Origin of the sequence: Streptococcus sanguinis (assembly GCF_008329445.1) — a bacterium.
GTDB lineage: Bacteria > Bacillota > Bacilli > Lactobacillales > Streptococcaceae > Streptococcus > Streptococcus sanguinis_O.
In genome coordinates, this window is sequence record NZ_VIBR01000001.1 from 884339 (window position 1) to 900911 (window position 16573).

Annotated in this window: 16 protein-coding genes and 2 pseudogenes; all 18 read right to left on the bottom strand. The window is 43.1% G+C overall.

Going from position 1 to position 16573, the window contains the following annotated elements; genetic code table 11:
• Positions 1-45 precede the first annotated feature (45 nt).
• The 18 genes and pseudogenes from FKX92_RS04490 to FKX92_RS04575 all read right to left on the bottom strand — a co-directional run bounded on the left by FKX92_RS04490 (position 46) and on the right by FKX92_RS04575 (position 16353).
• Positions 46-2586, bottom strand: coding sequence for a M1 family metallopeptidase (locus FKX92_RS04490; RefSeq protein ID WP_149565651.1), 2541 nt, complete (start codon positions 2584-2586; stop codon positions 46-48).
• 166 nt (positions 2587-2752) lie between these two features.
• On the bottom strand, positions 2753-3079 hold the full coding sequence (locus tag FKX92_RS04495) for a hypothetical protein (protein WP_149565652.1): 327 nt from the start codon (positions 3077-3079) through the stop codon (positions 2753-2755).
• Positions 3080-3087: 8 nt separating this feature from the next.
• A complete protein-coding gene (locus FKX92_RS04500) occupies positions 3088-3384 on the bottom strand; it encodes a hypothetical protein (RefSeq protein ID WP_149565653.1) in 297 nt (98 codons plus the stop codon).
• Positions 3385-3394: 10 nt separating this feature from the next.
• A pseudogene (locus FKX92_RS04505) lies at positions 3395-4737 on the bottom strand (hypothetical protein).
• Positions 4728-5356, bottom strand: a pseudogene (locus tag FKX92_RS04510) (hypothetical protein). Before FKX92_RS04510 ends, FKX92_RS04505 begins: the two co-directional pseudogenes overlap by 10 nt.
• A 155-nt stretch (positions 5357-5511) precedes the next feature.
• Positions 5512-6165: a phosphate signaling complex protein PhoU gene (gene phoU / locus FKX92_RS04515; protein WP_002895767.1), complete on the bottom strand. Its 654-nt coding sequence runs from the start codon at positions 6163-6165 to the stop codon at positions 5512-5514.
• A 14-nt stretch (positions 6166-6179) separates the two neighbouring features.
• Positions 6180-6938: a phosphate ABC transporter ATP-binding protein PstB gene (gene pstB, locus FKX92_RS04520; protein ID WP_009660526.1), complete on the bottom strand. Its 759-nt coding sequence runs from the start codon at positions 6936-6938 to the stop codon at positions 6180-6182.
• 75 nt (positions 6939-7013) lie between these two features.
• Positions 7014-7817 (bottom strand): phosphate ABC transporter ATP-binding protein PstB, encoded by an 804-nt coding sequence (gene pstB, locus FKX92_RS04525; protein ID WP_149565654.1) that lies wholly within the window; start codon positions 7815-7817, stop codon positions 7014-7016.
• Between the two features lie 10 nt (positions 7818-7827).
• The gene (pstA, locus tag FKX92_RS04530) at positions 7828-8712 is read right to left on the bottom strand and encodes a phosphate ABC transporter permease PstA (RefSeq protein ID WP_002895770.1); all 885 of its coding nucleotides are present in this window, start codon (positions 8710-8712) and stop codon (positions 7828-7830) included.
• Positions 8702-9619, bottom strand: a complete 918-nt coding sequence (pstC, locus tag FKX92_RS04535; RefSeq protein ID WP_002895771.1) for a phosphate ABC transporter permease subunit PstC — start codon at positions 9617-9619, stop codon at positions 8702-8704. Before pstC ends, pstA begins: the two co-directional genes overlap by 11 nt.
• On the bottom strand, positions 9616-10497 hold the full coding sequence (locus FKX92_RS04540) for a phosphate ABC transporter substrate-binding protein PstS family protein (protein WP_002897767.1): 882 nt from the start codon (positions 10495-10497) through the stop codon (positions 9616-9618). The genes pstC and FKX92_RS04540 overlap by 4 nt, the downstream gene beginning before the upstream one ends.
• Positions 10498-10627: 130 nt before the next feature.
• Positions 10628-11932 (bottom strand): RsmF rRNA methyltransferase first C-terminal domain-containing protein, encoded by a 1305-nt coding sequence (locus tag FKX92_RS04545; RefSeq protein WP_149565655.1) that lies wholly within the window; start codon positions 11930-11932, stop codon positions 10628-10630.
• Positions 11933-12703, bottom strand: coding sequence for an inositol monophosphatase family protein (locus FKX92_RS04550; RefSeq protein ID WP_187759381.1), 771 nt, complete (start codon positions 12701-12703; stop codon positions 11933-11935).
• The gene (locus FKX92_RS04555) at positions 12693-12971 is read right to left on the bottom strand and encodes a UPF0223 family protein (RefSeq protein WP_002897770.1); all 279 of its coding nucleotides are present in this window, start codon (positions 12969-12971) and stop codon (positions 12693-12695) included. Before FKX92_RS04555 ends, FKX92_RS04550 begins: the two co-directional genes overlap by 11 nt.
• A gap of 2 nt (positions 12972-12973) precedes the next feature.
• The gene (locus FKX92_RS04560; RefSeq protein ID WP_002906786.1) at positions 12974-13375 is read right to left on the bottom strand and encodes a Spx/MgsR family RNA polymerase-binding regulatory protein; all 402 of its coding nucleotides are present in this window, start codon (positions 13373-13375) and stop codon (positions 12974-12976) included.
• A gap of 111 nt (positions 13376-13486) precedes the next feature.
• On the bottom strand, positions 13487-14416 hold the full coding sequence (locus FKX92_RS04565; RefSeq protein ID WP_316250835.1) for a bifunctional riboflavin kinase/FAD synthetase: 930 nt from the start codon (positions 14414-14416) through the stop codon (positions 13487-13489).
• A gap of 248 nt (positions 14417-14664) precedes the next feature.
• Positions 14665-15543, bottom strand: coding sequence for a tRNA pseudouridine(55) synthase TruB (gene truB, locus FKX92_RS04570; RefSeq protein WP_149565657.1), 879 nt, complete (start codon positions 15541-15543; stop codon positions 14665-14667).
• Between the two features lie 3 nt (positions 15544-15546).
• Entirely contained in the window at positions 15547-16353 is an 807-nt protein-coding gene (locus FKX92_RS04575; protein WP_149565658.1) for an alpha/beta fold hydrolase, read from the bottom strand.
• Positions 16354-16573: the final 220 nt, after the last annotated feature.

Sequence of the window (16573 nt, forward strand, 5' to 3'; positions counted from 1 at the left end):
GATAGGCTACTATCTCAGACTTTCTAGTCAATTTAATTAAATCCATCAGATCGCAGCTCGAATTGCTTTTTCCACTGCTTCTTTCTCACGCTTAACCAGTTCAACACGCGCAGCGATTTCCTTGATTCCCATGCTGATGTTTCGGCTAATCGCCATATCGTCCAACTGCGGTTCAAAGAAGGCTTTGTACTCTGCCAATCTCTTCTCTGTCTTGAAGACCACTGCTGGGCTAATGACAAAGCTATCAAAGCTCATGTCGCCACCTAGTGCTGCCTTGATCCAGTCCCAATTCTCACGCGCCCAAGTCCACACTGCTTCTTGAGTAAAATCTCGGCTGAGGAAACGGGCATACCAAGCTGACAAATCCTGCGGTTTCACAGTAAATTTATCCTTCCAAGTCGCTAAAAGTTCATCCAAGGTTTCCTTGTTCTTCGTATAAGAAAGGGCTGTAGAAAGAGCATTTTTGAAGCTTCCGTCATTTGAAGCGACATATAGGTCCAGATAAAGCTTAGTCAGTTCCTTGCTTTCATGATGCTTGATTTGGTTGACCAATACCTGCAGACGAATAGCGGCAGGGAGTTTTTCCAAATTATCACGATACTTGTCAAAAATCTGGCTTGCTTGAGCTTTAGCTGTCTCATCGTCAGACTTAATCATATTACCCACAATCAACTGACGAACCATCTCGTCCTCATCGCTTTCACCCTCCTGTTTTTCAAAACCAAGACGGTCGAAATTGCTTTGGCTAAGTACTTTCAACAGGGCTTTGTAATCTTCTTCTGTCTGACTGCCTTCATCCAAAAAACGATTCAACCCTTCCAGCACTTGGGAAACAGCTGAAACTACCATATAAGAAGTTTCGTTTGCCAGCTTGCTGATAACTGGTAGCAGGTCCGCATAGGAAATCATACCTGACTCTGCCAGAAGTCGGCGCTCCTGCACGATTTGCAGCTTGCTGATATTGTCCAAAGAGCTGAGATTATTCAGAAGAGCATCCAGCAACTCACCCTGATAATCTGTAATATAGTGGGCAGTGTTTTCTGTATTGAGGCGCAGGGCTCCTTCATTTTGCGCTGCTAAGGCTGCATAATTAGGAATTTCCAGTCTTTCTGTCGTCAGAGTATCAGGAAGTCCTTGCCAGTTACTGTTAAGAGGCACTGGCCATAGACGACCTTTGTCTTCGTGCTCTCCAATGAAGAACTGCTTCTGGGTCAAAATCAAGCAGTCATTTTCAACCTTAACAGTGACAACTGGGTAACCAGGTTGCTCCAGCCAAGCATCCATAAAGGCAGCTACATCACGGCCAGAAGCTTGAGAAAGAGCATCCCAAAGATCACGACCGATGGTATTGCCATACTGGTGCTTCTCAAAGTAGGCGCCTAGTCCCTTACGGAAGGCATCGTCTCCCAGCCAACGGCGCAGCATGTGCATGAGACGGCTACCCTTGGCATAGACAATGGCTCCATCAAAAAGAGTATTGATTTCATCAGGATGCTTGACCTCTACATGGACCGACTGAACCCCATCTGTCGCGTCACGCTTGAGGGCATAAGGAGCTCCACTGGTCTGGAAATCTTCAAAAATCTTCCAGCTAGGCTCAATCGCATCAACTGAGACATACTCCATCATATTGGCAAAGCTTTCATTGAGCCAGAGATCGTCCCACCACTTCATGGTAACCAGATTTCCGAACCATTGGTGGGCTAGTTCGTGTGCAACAACCAAGGCAACTGTCTGACGGCTCAGAGCTGTTGAATTTTCATCCACCAGCAAATAGATTTCCCGATAGGTCACCAAGCCCCAGTTTTCCATAGCACCAGCAGAAAAATCTGGCAGGGCCACATGAAGGGACTGAGGAATAGGATACTTGACTCCATAGTATTCTTCATAAAATTCGATACAGCGAACCGCAATGTCCAAAGCAAACTCAAGATTGCTCTCTGGGTGGGCCTTGGTCGCATAAACTCCTACCAAAGTTCCATTCTTGGTTTTAGCAGTAATTCCTTGCATATCACCTGCAGCAAAAGCCAAGAGATAGGAAGACATACGTGGAGTCGTTTCAAACTTCCAAACGCCAGTCGCTTTGCGGTTTTCAACATCAATTTCTGGCATATTAGACAGAGCCAACTCACCCTCTGCTTGGTCAAATTTCAAAGCCAAATCAAAAGTTGCCTTAGCCTCTGGCTCATCTACACTCGGAAAGGCTTCGCGGGCAAAGTGACTCTCAAACTGCGTAGAAATGATTTCTTTTTTCACGCCATCTACCGTGTAGTAAGATGGGTAAATCCCCGTCATATTGTCCGTAATCTTACCAGTATAAGTTATTGTCATCACTACAGGCCCGGCCGCTTCCAGCTCGATATAAAGAGCTTCATTGTCCTTATCAAGAGTGAAAGGACGAGCTTGGCCAGCTACCTCTACAGCTTCAACTGTCAAATCTTTTTGATGTAGGGAAACCTTACTCGTCTTAGCTTCCCCAGTAATGGTCACCTTGCCTGAAAAAGTCTTGTCGGCACGATTCAGATCCAAAAAGAGATCATAGTGCTCAGGAACAAATGTTTCAATAAAATGTTTAACTGCTTGCATCAGCTTCTCCTCATCTAGCGAACAACATGGCAAGATTGCTCCGCCATACTTGTCCACTTATAATCTGTTATTATTGTATCATATTTAGAAGATTTCGTTGCAGAATAAATGCAAACAAAAAGACAGGTAGTACCTGACCGTTTGGTTTACGATAATGGAAGAAAGGTCAAGAGTTCTTCTTTTCTTTCTCAAGTTCCTCTAATTTTTTATTATAGATTCGATTTTCTTCGTGATAAGTTTTGTTTAGCCGTTCTTCATAACGCTGAATTTTTCTCTCAAAAATTTCTCTATTTTCTTCTATTTGGCTTAATTCATATGAGGGCACGGTATCAGGACTATTGCAACAAAAAGATAATATCCATTCGCTCATTTGCTCTGAAACATTTTTAGCTTCTCGTCTCATATCCTGATAATCCCATTCATACTCACTAACTTTCTTTCGAAACGCTATGTGATCGTCATCAAGACGATTGATCTTTTTCTGAATATCCATAAAGCCTCCTATAAGATAGGGCTGGTCAAACTAGGCTTAGGAACAGCGCCTAGTACCTCCTTGATGGAATCTGCTGCTCCACCTGTGAATGCCGCAGATAAGTCAGCAGGTACTTGAGTAGAGGCAAAAGTTTTCATAGCCTCAGCTTTACTATCTAGCCAACTCTGCAATGCTTGAATTTCTTCAAGTAGGACAGCTCTTTTAGCTGAAATCAAGCCGCGAATGGCAATTCGTTCCTGAATCTTTAAATATTCTTTTTTTATCCGTTCGGCTTCAGCTCGATCTTCTGTATTTGGTTCAATCATGCGTTTTCTCCTATTTTTTTGTGAAAATCTGGGCGCCTTTTTGATCAATCGCTACGATATTATCAGCGGCCTTGTTTAAATTACCAGCGATTTCCGTCATTTTAGTCGTATATGCACTTGCTGATGCGAGAGTTGAGGCTTCTGCCCCCCATTCCAAACTTTGGATAAGGTCAGTTCAGACAAGAGATCTTCCACTTCACCAGATGAAAGGTTGTGAGCAAGGGTATGAGCTGCATCTCTCAGTTCTTTGATATGATTTTCAACACTAGATTTAGCACTTTTTATCTTATCTTTAATTTCTTGCTCATATACTTCAGCCTGAAGCTGAGCTGTTTGCGCGCTTGTACGAACAAGCTCCTCTCTCAAACTAATTGTTTTTTTGTCAGAACTGGTTCTTAAAGAAGCATGAAGTTCATCAATGTGTTGTCTATTTATGGCGATTAAATCTTGCTTAGAAGGCTCAAGGGCAAAGTCTCCATATTCCTTTAAATACTCACGAACATAGTATTCAGGAGTCACCTTTTCCATCTCTAAACCATAATTAGCGATTGCTACATTTACTTTGTACGTTTTTGCTTTAAGTTTTGCAATCTTTTTGACTTGCTTTTCGGTCATGCCAGAGCAGAAAAGACCATTTTTTTCATACCATTCAAAATCTGGCCTATTACCTTTAATCTTTGGTAACCCAGCATTATGATGTTTTCCCTCTACAGTAAATACTTTTCCATACGGAATGATCCCTCCATGACCATCCCAACTTGTTAAATCTTTCCCTTGATCACTGTATGAATGTAAGTGTTTATTAATATATGCTAATTCTTCATCACTAATACCTCTATAGTCGGCTGTATTTTTTATCAACGAATTCCACGCACCCCAGTCCATGAAATTTGTAATCTTTTGGACTTTCATTTCCGCAGCTACTTTAGCAACTGCTGGTCCCGCTTGACTAAATCCCGACATATTACTGATATCAACTTCTTGTCCTTTGCCAGCCATTTTTTTAGCACTAGCTAATGATTGATTATAAAATTCTCGAACGTCCTTTGTCTGTTCTGTTAATTGATTTCTTGCCAGTACCGCATTAAATCCAGATTCTATAACATGGTTATTATTTTCGTTATTAGGTGATTGAGTACCAGCAACAACAATAGTAGTTTGACTGAAATCTGGATTCCCTTCCTTATCAAGAGGCGCAACAGCAATAGCTTGGGTGGTTTCATTGATTTCGTTGATTAACCTATACTTATAATTAGTTCTGGGGATTGTATAGTCTTTTCCAGCATCGCTTTCTTTTATTATATCAAGCACATTGACTTGTAGCTCTTGTATTTTTTCATCTGTCAACGCCATTCCAAATGGTCTCCTTTCCTAATTTCTGTATTATAGAGAATTTCCGCTTTTTGACTACCTTTTTCACTTTTTACCACATCTTTTAGGTGACCAGCATTGACAAGCGCTTCAATATTTTCATCAATTTCTTTAACAGAATTAAGTTTTGCATTTTCAGGTAAACATTTACTATCAGATATATCAATAAATTCACTACCAACTCTTATTTCAATGATTTCTTCATCCCAGCCATTAAAATCGAGTCTAATACTACTAAAATCATCATAATGAGCAAATGTTTGATTTCCAATTTTTTACCTAAATACGCCTTATCTCCATATTCATCATAAACTATAGGAACAATATTGGCATGAAACATATATCGTCCGTCACCTCCTCGAACTAGTATAGGTGAAAATTCTATTTTAGTGACTCCTGAATAGTGTTCTTTGATGTAAGTCGCCAGTTGTTCTTCCAACAAACGAAATCCGCGTTTGTAAAGTTTTACTCCTTTATCGTCTAAAACATCACTAACATTATAGGGTGAGTTTTGGTGTCCAATCCACTTTCTCACACCAAAGATTCCACCTGGAATGAGAAGTACCAGAACTGCCAAGGTGAAAATGATCTTTTTCTTCATAAACATTCTCCATTTTTTGCTCATATAAAAAAACAATTTTTGACGCTACTTCCGTAGTATAACATAGTTAGTTGTAAGTTAAAACACAAAATAGAATGCTAATCATACTTGAGATTATACAAAAAAGACACGAAACAAATCGCATCTTTTGATCATCACAACTCAATAATTTTACCTGTTTCAAAGTAAACAACCCATTCACAGATATTCTTGGCATAATCGCCGATTCGTTCCAGATAAGAAATAACTTGGAAATAATCGCGGCCAGTTACAATCAGCTCTGGATTTTGTTTGATTTCCTCTGTAGCAAGATCGCGAATATCATCAAAGTATTGGTTGATTTTCTCATCCATAGCTGCTACAGCATAGGCTTGGTCTACATTTCCATTGAGGTAGACGTTCAGAGTTTCTTCGACGAAATTCTTAACATCGCGCCCCATCTTGCTGATGGCATCTTCTACAGACTCGATGCGGACCTCTCCCTTCATCCGAACAGTCGCTTTGGCGATCGATACGGCGTGGTCACCCATCCGTTCCAAGTCACTGCTGGCCTTCAGCACGGTGATAACGGTCCGCAAATCCTGAGACACAGGCTGCTGCAGGGCGATAATTTCTAGAGATTTCTTCTCCAGTTTCACCTCGTATTCATTGACTTCAGCATCGTCTTCAATGACCTGACGAGCCAGTTCACGGTCATGCGTAACAAAGGCACGCACCGTCCGATTAATCTGCGATAGGACTTCATTTCCCATCGCGTAGAATTGATTATGAAGTTTTTCTAAATCTTCTTCAAATTGTACTCTAAGCATAAGATTCCTTTCTGTTATCCGAATTTACCGGTAATATAGTCTTCGGTCTCTTTGTGGGCTGGATTGAGGAACATCTTCTTGGTTTCATTAAATTCAATCAAGTCTCCGCCAAGGAAGAAGCCGGTCTTTTCAGAAATCCGAGACGCCTGCTGCATGGAGCGAGTGACCAAAAGCATGGTATATTTGTCTTTCAGGCTGTAGAGGGTTTCCTCGATTTTCCCAGCCGAGATTGGATCCAAGGCTGATGTCGGCTCGTCCAAGAGAATGATCTTAGGACTAGTAGCTAGCACGCGAGCCACACAAACCCGTTGCTGCTGACCACCAGAAAGACCGATAGCGGAATCATGCAAACGGTCCTTGACCTCGTCCCAGATAGAAGCACCAATAAGGGAGCGCTCTACTGCTTCGTCTAAAACTGCCTTGTCCTTAACACCATTAATCCGAAGTCCATAGACTACATTTTCATAAATAGTCATAGGGAAAGGATTGGGCTGCTGGAAGACCATTCCGATTTCCTTGCGAAGCTCTACCGTATCTGTCCTCGGGCCATAGATATTGTGACTGTTATAAATGACCGTTCCTGTAGTTGTTACTTCTGGGTTCAGGTCGCCCATTCGGTTGATGGCCTTAAGCAAGGTTGACTTACCTGAGCCTGACGGTCCAATCAAAGCCGTAATCTCATTTGGCATGAAATCAAGTGAAACACTATTAAGGGCTTTCTTTTTATTATAATAAACCGACAAGTCCTTGACTTGCAAAATAGGTTCTGTCATACGTTTTTCCTTCATTTTATTTTACATTCAACCAAAGACTAAGCTTGTTGAATCGTGATGAATACGGATAGCTGCTTAACCAAAGTGGCCTGAAACATAGTCATTAGTGGACTGAAGTTTGGCATTTTGGAAAATATTAGCCGTCTTATCGTACTCAATCAAGTCGCCCAGATAGAAGAATCCAGTGTAGTCACTAGCACGGGCAGCCTGCTGCATATTGTGGGTCACAATGATAATGGTATAGTTATTCTTAAGTTCAAACATGGTTTCTTCCAGCTGCATGGTCGCAATCGGATCCAAGGCTGACGCTGGCTCATCCATGAGCAGAATGTTTGGTTTGACTGAGATAGCACGGGCAATACAGAGCCGCTGCTGCTGACCCCCAGAGAGAGTCAGGGCTGACTTGTGCAAGTCATCTTTGACCTGATCCCAAAGAGCTGCTTGCTTAAGCGAGGTCTCCACAATCTCATCCAAAACCTTTCTATCTCTGACACCAGCCCGTTCATGAGCAAAGGTAATATTTCGATAGATGGACTTGGCAAAAGGATTTGGCCGTTGGAAAACCATGCCAATATGCTTACGCATTTCATAAACATTGATTTCAGGGCGGTTGACATCAATCCCCTCATAGAGGATCTCTCCAGTCACATTGGCAAGATCAATGGTATCGTTCATGCGGTTGAGGCTGCGAAGATAGGTTGATTTACCCGATCCTGACGGGCCAATCAAAGCAGTGATTTTATTTTTTTCAAACTGCATATCAATGCCCTTGATGGATTCCTTTTTACCGTAGTAAACATGCAAATCCTTAGTCGACAGGGCTACCTTTTCTTCAGGAAAAGTAATGATATGTTTTTCATTCCAATTATATTCTGTCATTTCTTCTCCTTTAAGCAGAGGTTAATTTCTTATGCAGATAGCTGCCCAGTTTGCGGGCTCCCAGATTGAAAATCAAAATGAAGATCAGGAGAACTGCTGCTGAACCAGCAGAAACAGCCGTTCCATCAGGAATTGTTCCCTCGCTGTTGACCTTCCAGATATGGACAGCCAAGGTCTCAGCCTGACGGAAGATAGAGATAGGACTGGTGACACTGAAAATATTCCAGTTGGACCAATCAAGAGCCGGAGCTGACTGACCTGCTGTATAAATCAAGGCTGCTGCTTCACCAAAGATACGACCGGAAGCCAGTACAATCCCTGTCACAATACTAGGCAAAGCTTCTGGTATGACCACATGCAGGACCGTTTCCCAGCGGGAAATTCCCAAGGCCAAACCAGCTTCACGCTGGGTATGATGGACATGGCGCAGACTGTCTTCGACGTTCCGCGTCATCTGAGGCAGATTAAAGACGGTCAGAGCCAAGGCACCAGAAATGATTGAGAAGCCATACTCAAACTGGACAACAAAGATCAAATAACCAAAAAGTCCGACTACTACCGAAGGCAGTGAAGACAGAATTTCAATACAGGTACGGACAAAGTTGGTCACTGGGCCTTTCTTAGCATACTCTGACAGATAAACCCCAGCCCCCATAGAAAGAGGCACAGAGATAATCAGAGTAATCACCAGCAGGAAGAAGGAATTGTATAGCTGAATCCCAATACCACCGCCAGCTTGGTAAGAAGAGGATTTCCCTGTCAAGAAAGACCAGGAAACATGAGGCAGACCTCTAACTAAGATATAGAGGATGAGAGAGGCAAGGATGGCAACAATGATACTCGCTATTGTGTAGAGAACACCAGTCGCCAATTTATCTAATTTCTTAGCGTGCATAGTTTTTCTTACCTCTTTCTTTTGTAATTAGTTTAATCACACTGTTAAAGGCTAAGCTCATCATCAAGAGCACCAGAGCCAGAGACCAGAGAACGTTATTGTCCACTGTTCCCATAACGGTATTTCCTATTCCCATGGTCAAGACAGAGGTCAGTGTAGCTGCTGGTGTTGTCAAAGAAGTTGGAATCACCGCAGAGTTACCAACGACCATCTGAATAGCCAAGGCTTCACCGAAGGCACGCGCCATTCCAAAGACCACAGCTGTAAAGATACCTGAGCGAGCAGCCTTGAGTGTTACCCGCCAAATGGTCTGCCAGCGCGTTGCGCCCATAGCCAGACTTGCTTCACGGTAGTGGCGTGGCACAGCACGAAGACTGTCCGTCGTCATAAAGGTTACTGTCGGCAAAATCATAACAAAGAGCACAAAAATACCAGACAAAATACCAAAACCAGTACCTCCAAAGACTGTACGGACAAAAGGAACTACGATTTGCAGACCGATAAATCCATAAACAACAGACGGAATACCAACTAAAAGTTCAATCGCAGGTTGCAGTATCTTTGCTCCTTTTGGAGAAACCTCTGTCATAAAGACTGCTGCTCCAATCGCAAAGGGAGTTGCTATCAGGGCTGACAGAATGGTAACGATAAAAGAGCCTAAAATCATTGGCAGGGCACCGAATTCCTTACCAGAAGGATTCCAGACACCACCAAAAAGAAAATCAAAAACATTAACGCCGTTGACAAAGAAAGTAGATAGGCCTTTCTGAGCAACGAAGATTAGAATCATAGCCACAATAACCACAATCAGTGACAGACAGGCAAAAGTCAGATAGCGACCAAACTTCTCCAAGCGAGAATTTTTAGAAGGTGATAACAACTTTTTGGTTAATTCCTCATTTTTCATTTTGAATCTCCTTCTATTGCTGTGACATTCCCATCAGCGTCCTTGCTGACTTTCATATCGTTGATTGAGATATAGCCCATGCTGGTAACAACGCCTTTTTGAACATCATCTGACAGCATATAGTCCAAAAACTCAGCAGCCAGACCGGTCGGCTTGCCCAGTGTATACATATGCTCATAAGACCAGAGCGACCAGTTATTGGTAGCAACATTTTCTGCTGTTGGTTCGTAGTTATTGAGTTTCAAGGTTTTAACAGACTCGTCAACATAGGCAAAGGCCAGGTAAGAAATCGCACCAGGAGTTTGCGAAACGATATTTTTGACCATACCGTTGGAATCCTGCTCCTGACTCTGCACAGCTGATTTCCCATCCATGATGACGCTGTCAAAGGTTGCGCGGGACCCAGAGCTAGCCGCACGATTGATAATTGAAATCTCCAAGTCCTTACCGCCCAGTTCTTTCCAGTTGGTGATTTCACCAGTGAAAATTTTCTGCAGCTGTTCGGACGTTAGATTATCCACGTCAACTTCTTTATTGACAATCACAGCAATCCCAGCCACGGCGACCTTATGGTCCACCAAGTCAGACGCTTTGATTCCTTCCTTCTCTTCAGCGAAAACATCCGAGTTCCCGATTTCAACAGCTCCTGACTGCACTTGAGACAGACCTGTACCAGATCCACCACCCTGAACATTGACTGTTTTACCGATGTTGTTAGAGCCAAAGTCATCAGCTGCCGCTTCAACTAAAGGCTGCAAAGCAGTTGACCCTACTGCTGTCATAGATTCACCACGGTCAATCCAAGATGAGCAAGCTGATAAGGTGAGTCCTAAGCCCAGAGCTGTCAGCGCTAAAGCAAATTTTTTCAATTTGTTCAAAAGATTTCTCCTTTAATAAAATCAAGAGGATGGGAAGTATCTTTAGTATTCTTACTTAGCAGAAAGAAGCTTTTTTTCAATACATTCACATCTTCAACTATATCATATAATACCAGCTTTTCCTAATATTTTATCTAAATCTCAGGCCTTTTGGAAAATAATTTTTCAGGGTTTTTCCAGTGACTTTTGCAAAGCCCAGGCCGTTCCCGCCAAGGACTATTTGGTACCAGCCGTTTGGCTTCGTTTCTGCCAGTTCAATCGTCTCGCCTGCAGCATATTTCTTGAAGTCCTGATTATTGATTTCAACTCGATTCAGAACTTCGCTGGGCTTCATAGCCAAGCCTAGGGCAAAGCTAGGCTCAAAGCGATTCTTCTTAAACGTTCCTAGATGCAAACCATTACGAGCAATCTTTAGCTTGGACAGGTCTGGCAGGCCAGAAGGCAACAAATAAAGATTGTCCCCAAAGGTCTGCAGATCTCCAGTCAAGACTGTTTTTAAATGCTTGCTCTCAAAATCCTGCCAGAGTTTTCTTTGCTCGCTCGTCAAACGATTCTTACTTGATTTAATCTTCTTGCTACAATTCTCATCCGTAAAGCGAAAATGGGCTGCAAACTGACCTTCTCCTTTGAAGCGATGTGGATACATCCGAGCTGTCTCAGGAAAGCCAATTCCTTCAGTCATCCCGTTTATCTTAGGAATATCAATCAGTTCAAGTGGAAATTCTTCCAGTAACCAAGCAACGATGTCTTCATTTTCTTCAGGAGCCCAAGTACAGGTCGAATAAACTAGACGACCGTCCTTGGCAAGCATGCTCATAGCAGCTGTCAAAATTTCTCGCTGGAGCTGGGCGCATTGGGCTGGGTAATCCAGCGTCCAATACTTGGTAGCATCCGGCTGCTTACGAAACATGCCCTCGCCCGAGCAAGGAGCATCCAGCACAATCAAATCGAAATATCCCTCGAAAACCTGAGCCAGTCGGTCAGCTGATTCATTGGTAACCACCACATTTCTGGCACCAAAGCGCTCAATGTTCTCCACTAAGATTTTAGAGCGTTTACTGTTGATTTCATTGGAGACCAGCAGGCCCGTATTATCCAGAAAAGACAAGAGATGAGTTGATTTGCCACCTGGTGCCGCCGCCAAATCTAAGACTTTCATCCCCTTAGATGGTGCTGCTATCTGAGCCACCATCTGAGCTGCTGGCTCCTGCGAATAAACCAGACCAGTCACATGCTCAGCAGACTTGCCAGACACCTTGCCATAAAAGCCCCAGTCTGTCTGAGGAATGGCATCTGAGAAATTCTGCTGGCCTTCTTTTAGAGGATTGCTGCGAAAGGCCGAAATCGGCTCCTCGTCAAAGGTCGCAAAAAAGTCCGCCGCTTCTGCACCTAAAATCTGCTCATATTTTTCTTTAAAACCTTTAGGAAAGTCCATCTACTGCTTCCCCTTTTCTAAATAAGGCTTCAGAGCCAATATTTTGCACTTAGGCGCCATCATGACAGGCTGCCGAGTCTGGAAATTTAGCTGACTGCCATCCAAGGTCTGGACGATAAAGCCTAGTTTCTTCGCCATAATCGAAGCCGCCGCATAATCCCAAGGCCAGTTGTAGGAGAAATAAGCTAGGAGGCCACCAGACAGTACCTTGCTAAAGCTAATTCCAGCACTGCCATAAACCCGAACCCCTAAACACTCTCGGGCCAAGTCTGCCAAGCCCCAATCATTGGCTTGCAGCATACCAGCATTGGAAGCCATGAGAAAATCTTGAAAAGGCCGGTCCTCAAAAGCAGGAAGTTTCCGGTCATTACAATAGACGTCAAAGTCTCCGCCACCATGATAGAGCTGGTCTCTAGTCACATCATAGATCAAGCCAAAACGACCAATGCCCTTTTCAAAATAGGCAATCATAACGGCAAAATCAGCCTTCTGAGTGATAAAGTTGGTGGTCCCGTCTATCGGATCAATCACCCAGACATTGCCATCAGTAATATTATGTCGGAGTCCATTTTCCTCCGCTAAAATAGCATCCTGCGGATAGCGGGCTAGAATCTTAGCCACCAAATCATCCTGAACCTTCCGGTCCATCTGGGTGACCAAGTCAGTGGCACTAGTCTTTTGACTCACATCCAAATCATCATAGAGATGTTCTCTCAAAAAAGCACCAGCTTGGTAGATGATTTCTTTAGCAAAATGAAATTTATTTTCCAAGAGAAATGCTTCCTTTACCTTTACTTTTTGCCTCTTGAACAGCACGATAAAGCGAATAACCGCTGACATTTTCAAACTCACGGCCGATTCGCTTCTCTTGGCCCTTGCTAGGAACAACTTGCTTGAAAGCCGCATAGGACTTCAAGAGCTTTTCCGCTTGGACTTTCTGCTCATAAGCTGCTTCTACATCATTAAAAAAAGAGAGCACCGAAGCAAGCTCTTCAGTGCTCCACGATAAATCTAGTGGGTAACTATAATTTTTGTTCATCTTTACTGAATATCTGCCCGCATGGTTGCGGATCTTAACTCTTCCTTACGATAACTACGAGGCAGGAAAGCACGAATTTCATCCTCGTTAAAGCCGATTTGCATCCGTTTGCCGTCTAAAATAATTGGGCGTCGCAAAAGACTGGGATTTTCCTCAATCAACTGAATCAAGGTTGAAATGGACAAATCCTCCACATCCAAATCTAATTTCTGAAAAATTTTTGAGCGAGTTGAAATAATGTCGTCTGTACCGTTCTCTGTCAGAGAAAGAATGTGTTGCAATTCGGGAGCTGACAGAGGGCTCGTCATGATATTATGTTCCTGAAAGGGCACTTCATGATTTAGCAGCCAAGCACGCGCCTTACGGCAAGAAGTACAACTCGGCGATAAAAATAATGTAATCATGCGTTTCTCTTCTAATTCTGTATAATAACTACCTCTATTATACTAAATTTTATTTGGCTTGACTATATTTTTTTGAAAATTACTGCCGAATGTCATGAAAATATAAATTTTTCAACTATTTCGATAACCAGTCCAACTTCTAGCGATCCGTTCATCACTCTGCAGTTGAGCAATCAAGCTGTCAATACCATCAAACTTAACCATCTCGCGAATCTTATCCAGCCAGTAAATCCGAATGGTATCGCCATAGATATCCTGAGAAAAATCAAAGATATTGACCTCAAAACGGAGTTCATCACCGTCAAAAGTTACATTTTTCCCAACACTAGCCATACCACGATAGCGCTGACCATTGTGCTCAACATCCGCGACATAAACGCCATCTCCTGGAAGCAGAACTCGATCCAAGGGAGCTAGATTGGCTGTTGGATAACCAATCGTCCGTCCTCTGGCATTTCCATGAACCACAATACCGCGAGTAGACAGAGGATAGCCCAGCAGCTCTTGTGTTTTCAGCATATCTCCGACAGCAATCGTCTCCCGAATCCGAGTGGAAGAAATTTTCCAATTATCCAGATTAACCGAAGGAACGATAACAATCTTACCATTAAAATAATCTCTCAGCTCATGTGACTCTTTGCGGTCTGAGCCAAAATGATAGTCAAAGCCAGCTACCACAGCCTTGGCACGCAAACGAGATACATATTTCTCAAAAAAGTCCCGGGCTGTATTGCCCGCAAAATGGCTAGTAAAATCAATCAGGTAAAGATAGTCAACACCCAGACTTTCCAGCTGCGCCATCCGGTCTTCAGGACTAGCCAGATGCAGCATGAGTTCAGGCTGATAGCGGACAAAGGCCAGTTTAGGAGACTCTGGGAAGGTCATCACGGCAATCTTGAGACCTTGCTCCGCAGCAATCTCTCTCGCTTTCTCAAAGAGTGCCTGATGGCCCTTATGCAGCCCATCGAAATAGCCTAGAACAAGGACCGTATCTTCTGTCTGATCAATCCCTTTTTCATCTATAATTCTCTTGGTTATCATCATTCCTCTATTTTACTACGCATTTGCTATTTTTACAATATCCGTTCCGCACGAAACTGCAAAACATTCAAAAAAATTTTACTACTCTAGTCAGGACGTTTGTCAAAATCAGAAAAAATGCAAAACAAAAGGACAGCAGTTGTGCAGTTGCTGTCCTTTTGTGAGGTTTAATGAGATTATTATAACATGCAAGCGCACATTTCATATTACAAAAGAGTAACAATCTTTTGACAATTCTACTGCGGATATTAAAGGAAGACTTTGCGGGGCTTGTAGGCGGCTTCCCGCTTTTCCAAAATGGCTACTAACTTCTCCTTATAAAAGCCAGCTAACTCAGCTTCTTCTGACATCAAGCTGATAAAACGACCGTTTTTCACATCCTCAACTTGCTCGTCAGAGAGCTCAACTCTCAGTAAATCTCCGATTCCTAATTCGAGTGATTGGAGGAAGGAGAAATCATCTACTGCTACTCGCTCTGCTATTTCATCTAGGGTCAAGGCATCATCTAAGCTCATACCTGCTGAGGAAGTCCGTGTCAGCTGGGACATGTGACTGGCAAAGCCAAGCTTGGCTCCCAAATCAACAGACAGAGTTCGGACATAGGTCCCCTTGCTGCACTTGACTCGAAAACGAAAGCGGGCTTGCTCATCTTCATAGGAAATCGGACTGGTGCGCTCGAAACTATAGATGGTCACCTGCCGCTCTGGCCGCTCCACTTCTTGACCCGCTCTTGCATACTCATAAAGCTTGCGGCCATTGACCTTGACTGCTGAATACATGGGTGGAATCTGGCGAATCTCACCGGTCATGGACTCCATCGCTTCATCAATGAGAGCTTCTTCTAAAAGCTCTGTCACCGGTGTCCGCTCTAGGAGGTCTCCACTGGCATCCTCTGTCGTTGTTGAGCAGCCCAGGGTAATCTCTCCCTCGTAGATTTTGCCTTCCTCCTGCATAAACTCGACCAAGCGCGTCGCCTTGCCCACAGCAATCGGAAGCACCCCTACTACATCTGGATCCAAGGTTCCCCCATGACCGATTTTCTTGGTTTTTAAAATTTTGCGCAGCTTAAATACTGCATCATGCGAGGTCATGCCCGCTTCTTTTCTTAGGTTGATAATTCCGTTCATTGATTAACTTTCTAAAAATAGTAAAACTCTCTTTTGGAAATCCTTATGCTTTTCATAGAGTGCGTGGCCACAGTCTGGCAAAATAGTGAGCTGGCTATCTTTGATGTGATGGTGCAATTCGAGCGAAGCTTCTACACCTAGAACTTCATCTTCTTTTGCTCCGATGATTAGCGTAGGACAGTTGATCTTTTCCAGAACTGCTAAACTATCATGTCTTAAGCAAGATATGGCCTGAATAGCAATCCGCTGTTTATCTTTAATGCGACCAAAGATTCCCATTATTCGATAAAGGTATTTAAACTTTCCAAAAGATTTTGGCGTATAAGAGTGACTTGCAATATCCAACATTAATTCTTTATAAGCTCCAGTCTGACTCAACTCAAGCCAGCAAGCAATCCTCTCCTTACCAAGATTATTCAGTTTCGCAGTAGTAACTGTCAAAATCAATTTTTCAACTCTTTCTGGGAAATCTGCTGCCAACCATTGGGCAAGCATACCGCCTTGGGAAATTCCTAGGACAGCTACCGTTTTCAAACCTAAAACATCCATTGCTTCAGCTATATCGGTCGCCATATCTCGTGTTGTATAATTTTCTGGCAACTCATTGATTCTGCTAAAAACATACACTCGGTAAGCTGTTGCGAAGCTCCAATAAGATAGGGCAAGCATTTGCGCCATTCCCTTGACAGTCGCCAAACCATCTCCTAGACCTGGAATGATAAGCAGAGGCTTCTTTCCTTTTCCAAAGATCACATAGTCCATGCTCTTATCGTTAAAATGCAGGACATGATTTTTTGCACGATAGACCATATTCAGAATCCTCTCAAAAGCGTACTTAAAAGAATAATCAAAAAGCGGTTGTTAGTTTTTCAAAGCCATGATTTTCGTAAAACTGATAGGTTCCCCGTATAGCATCCGCAAGCCAACTGTTTAAGGTCAGTGCCTCGGCCACATTCTAGCAGGACGATTAAGTAGCTGTTCGAAACTATCGATTTAATTCAAAATCGCTTTCAAGTCCTAGTCCATCACC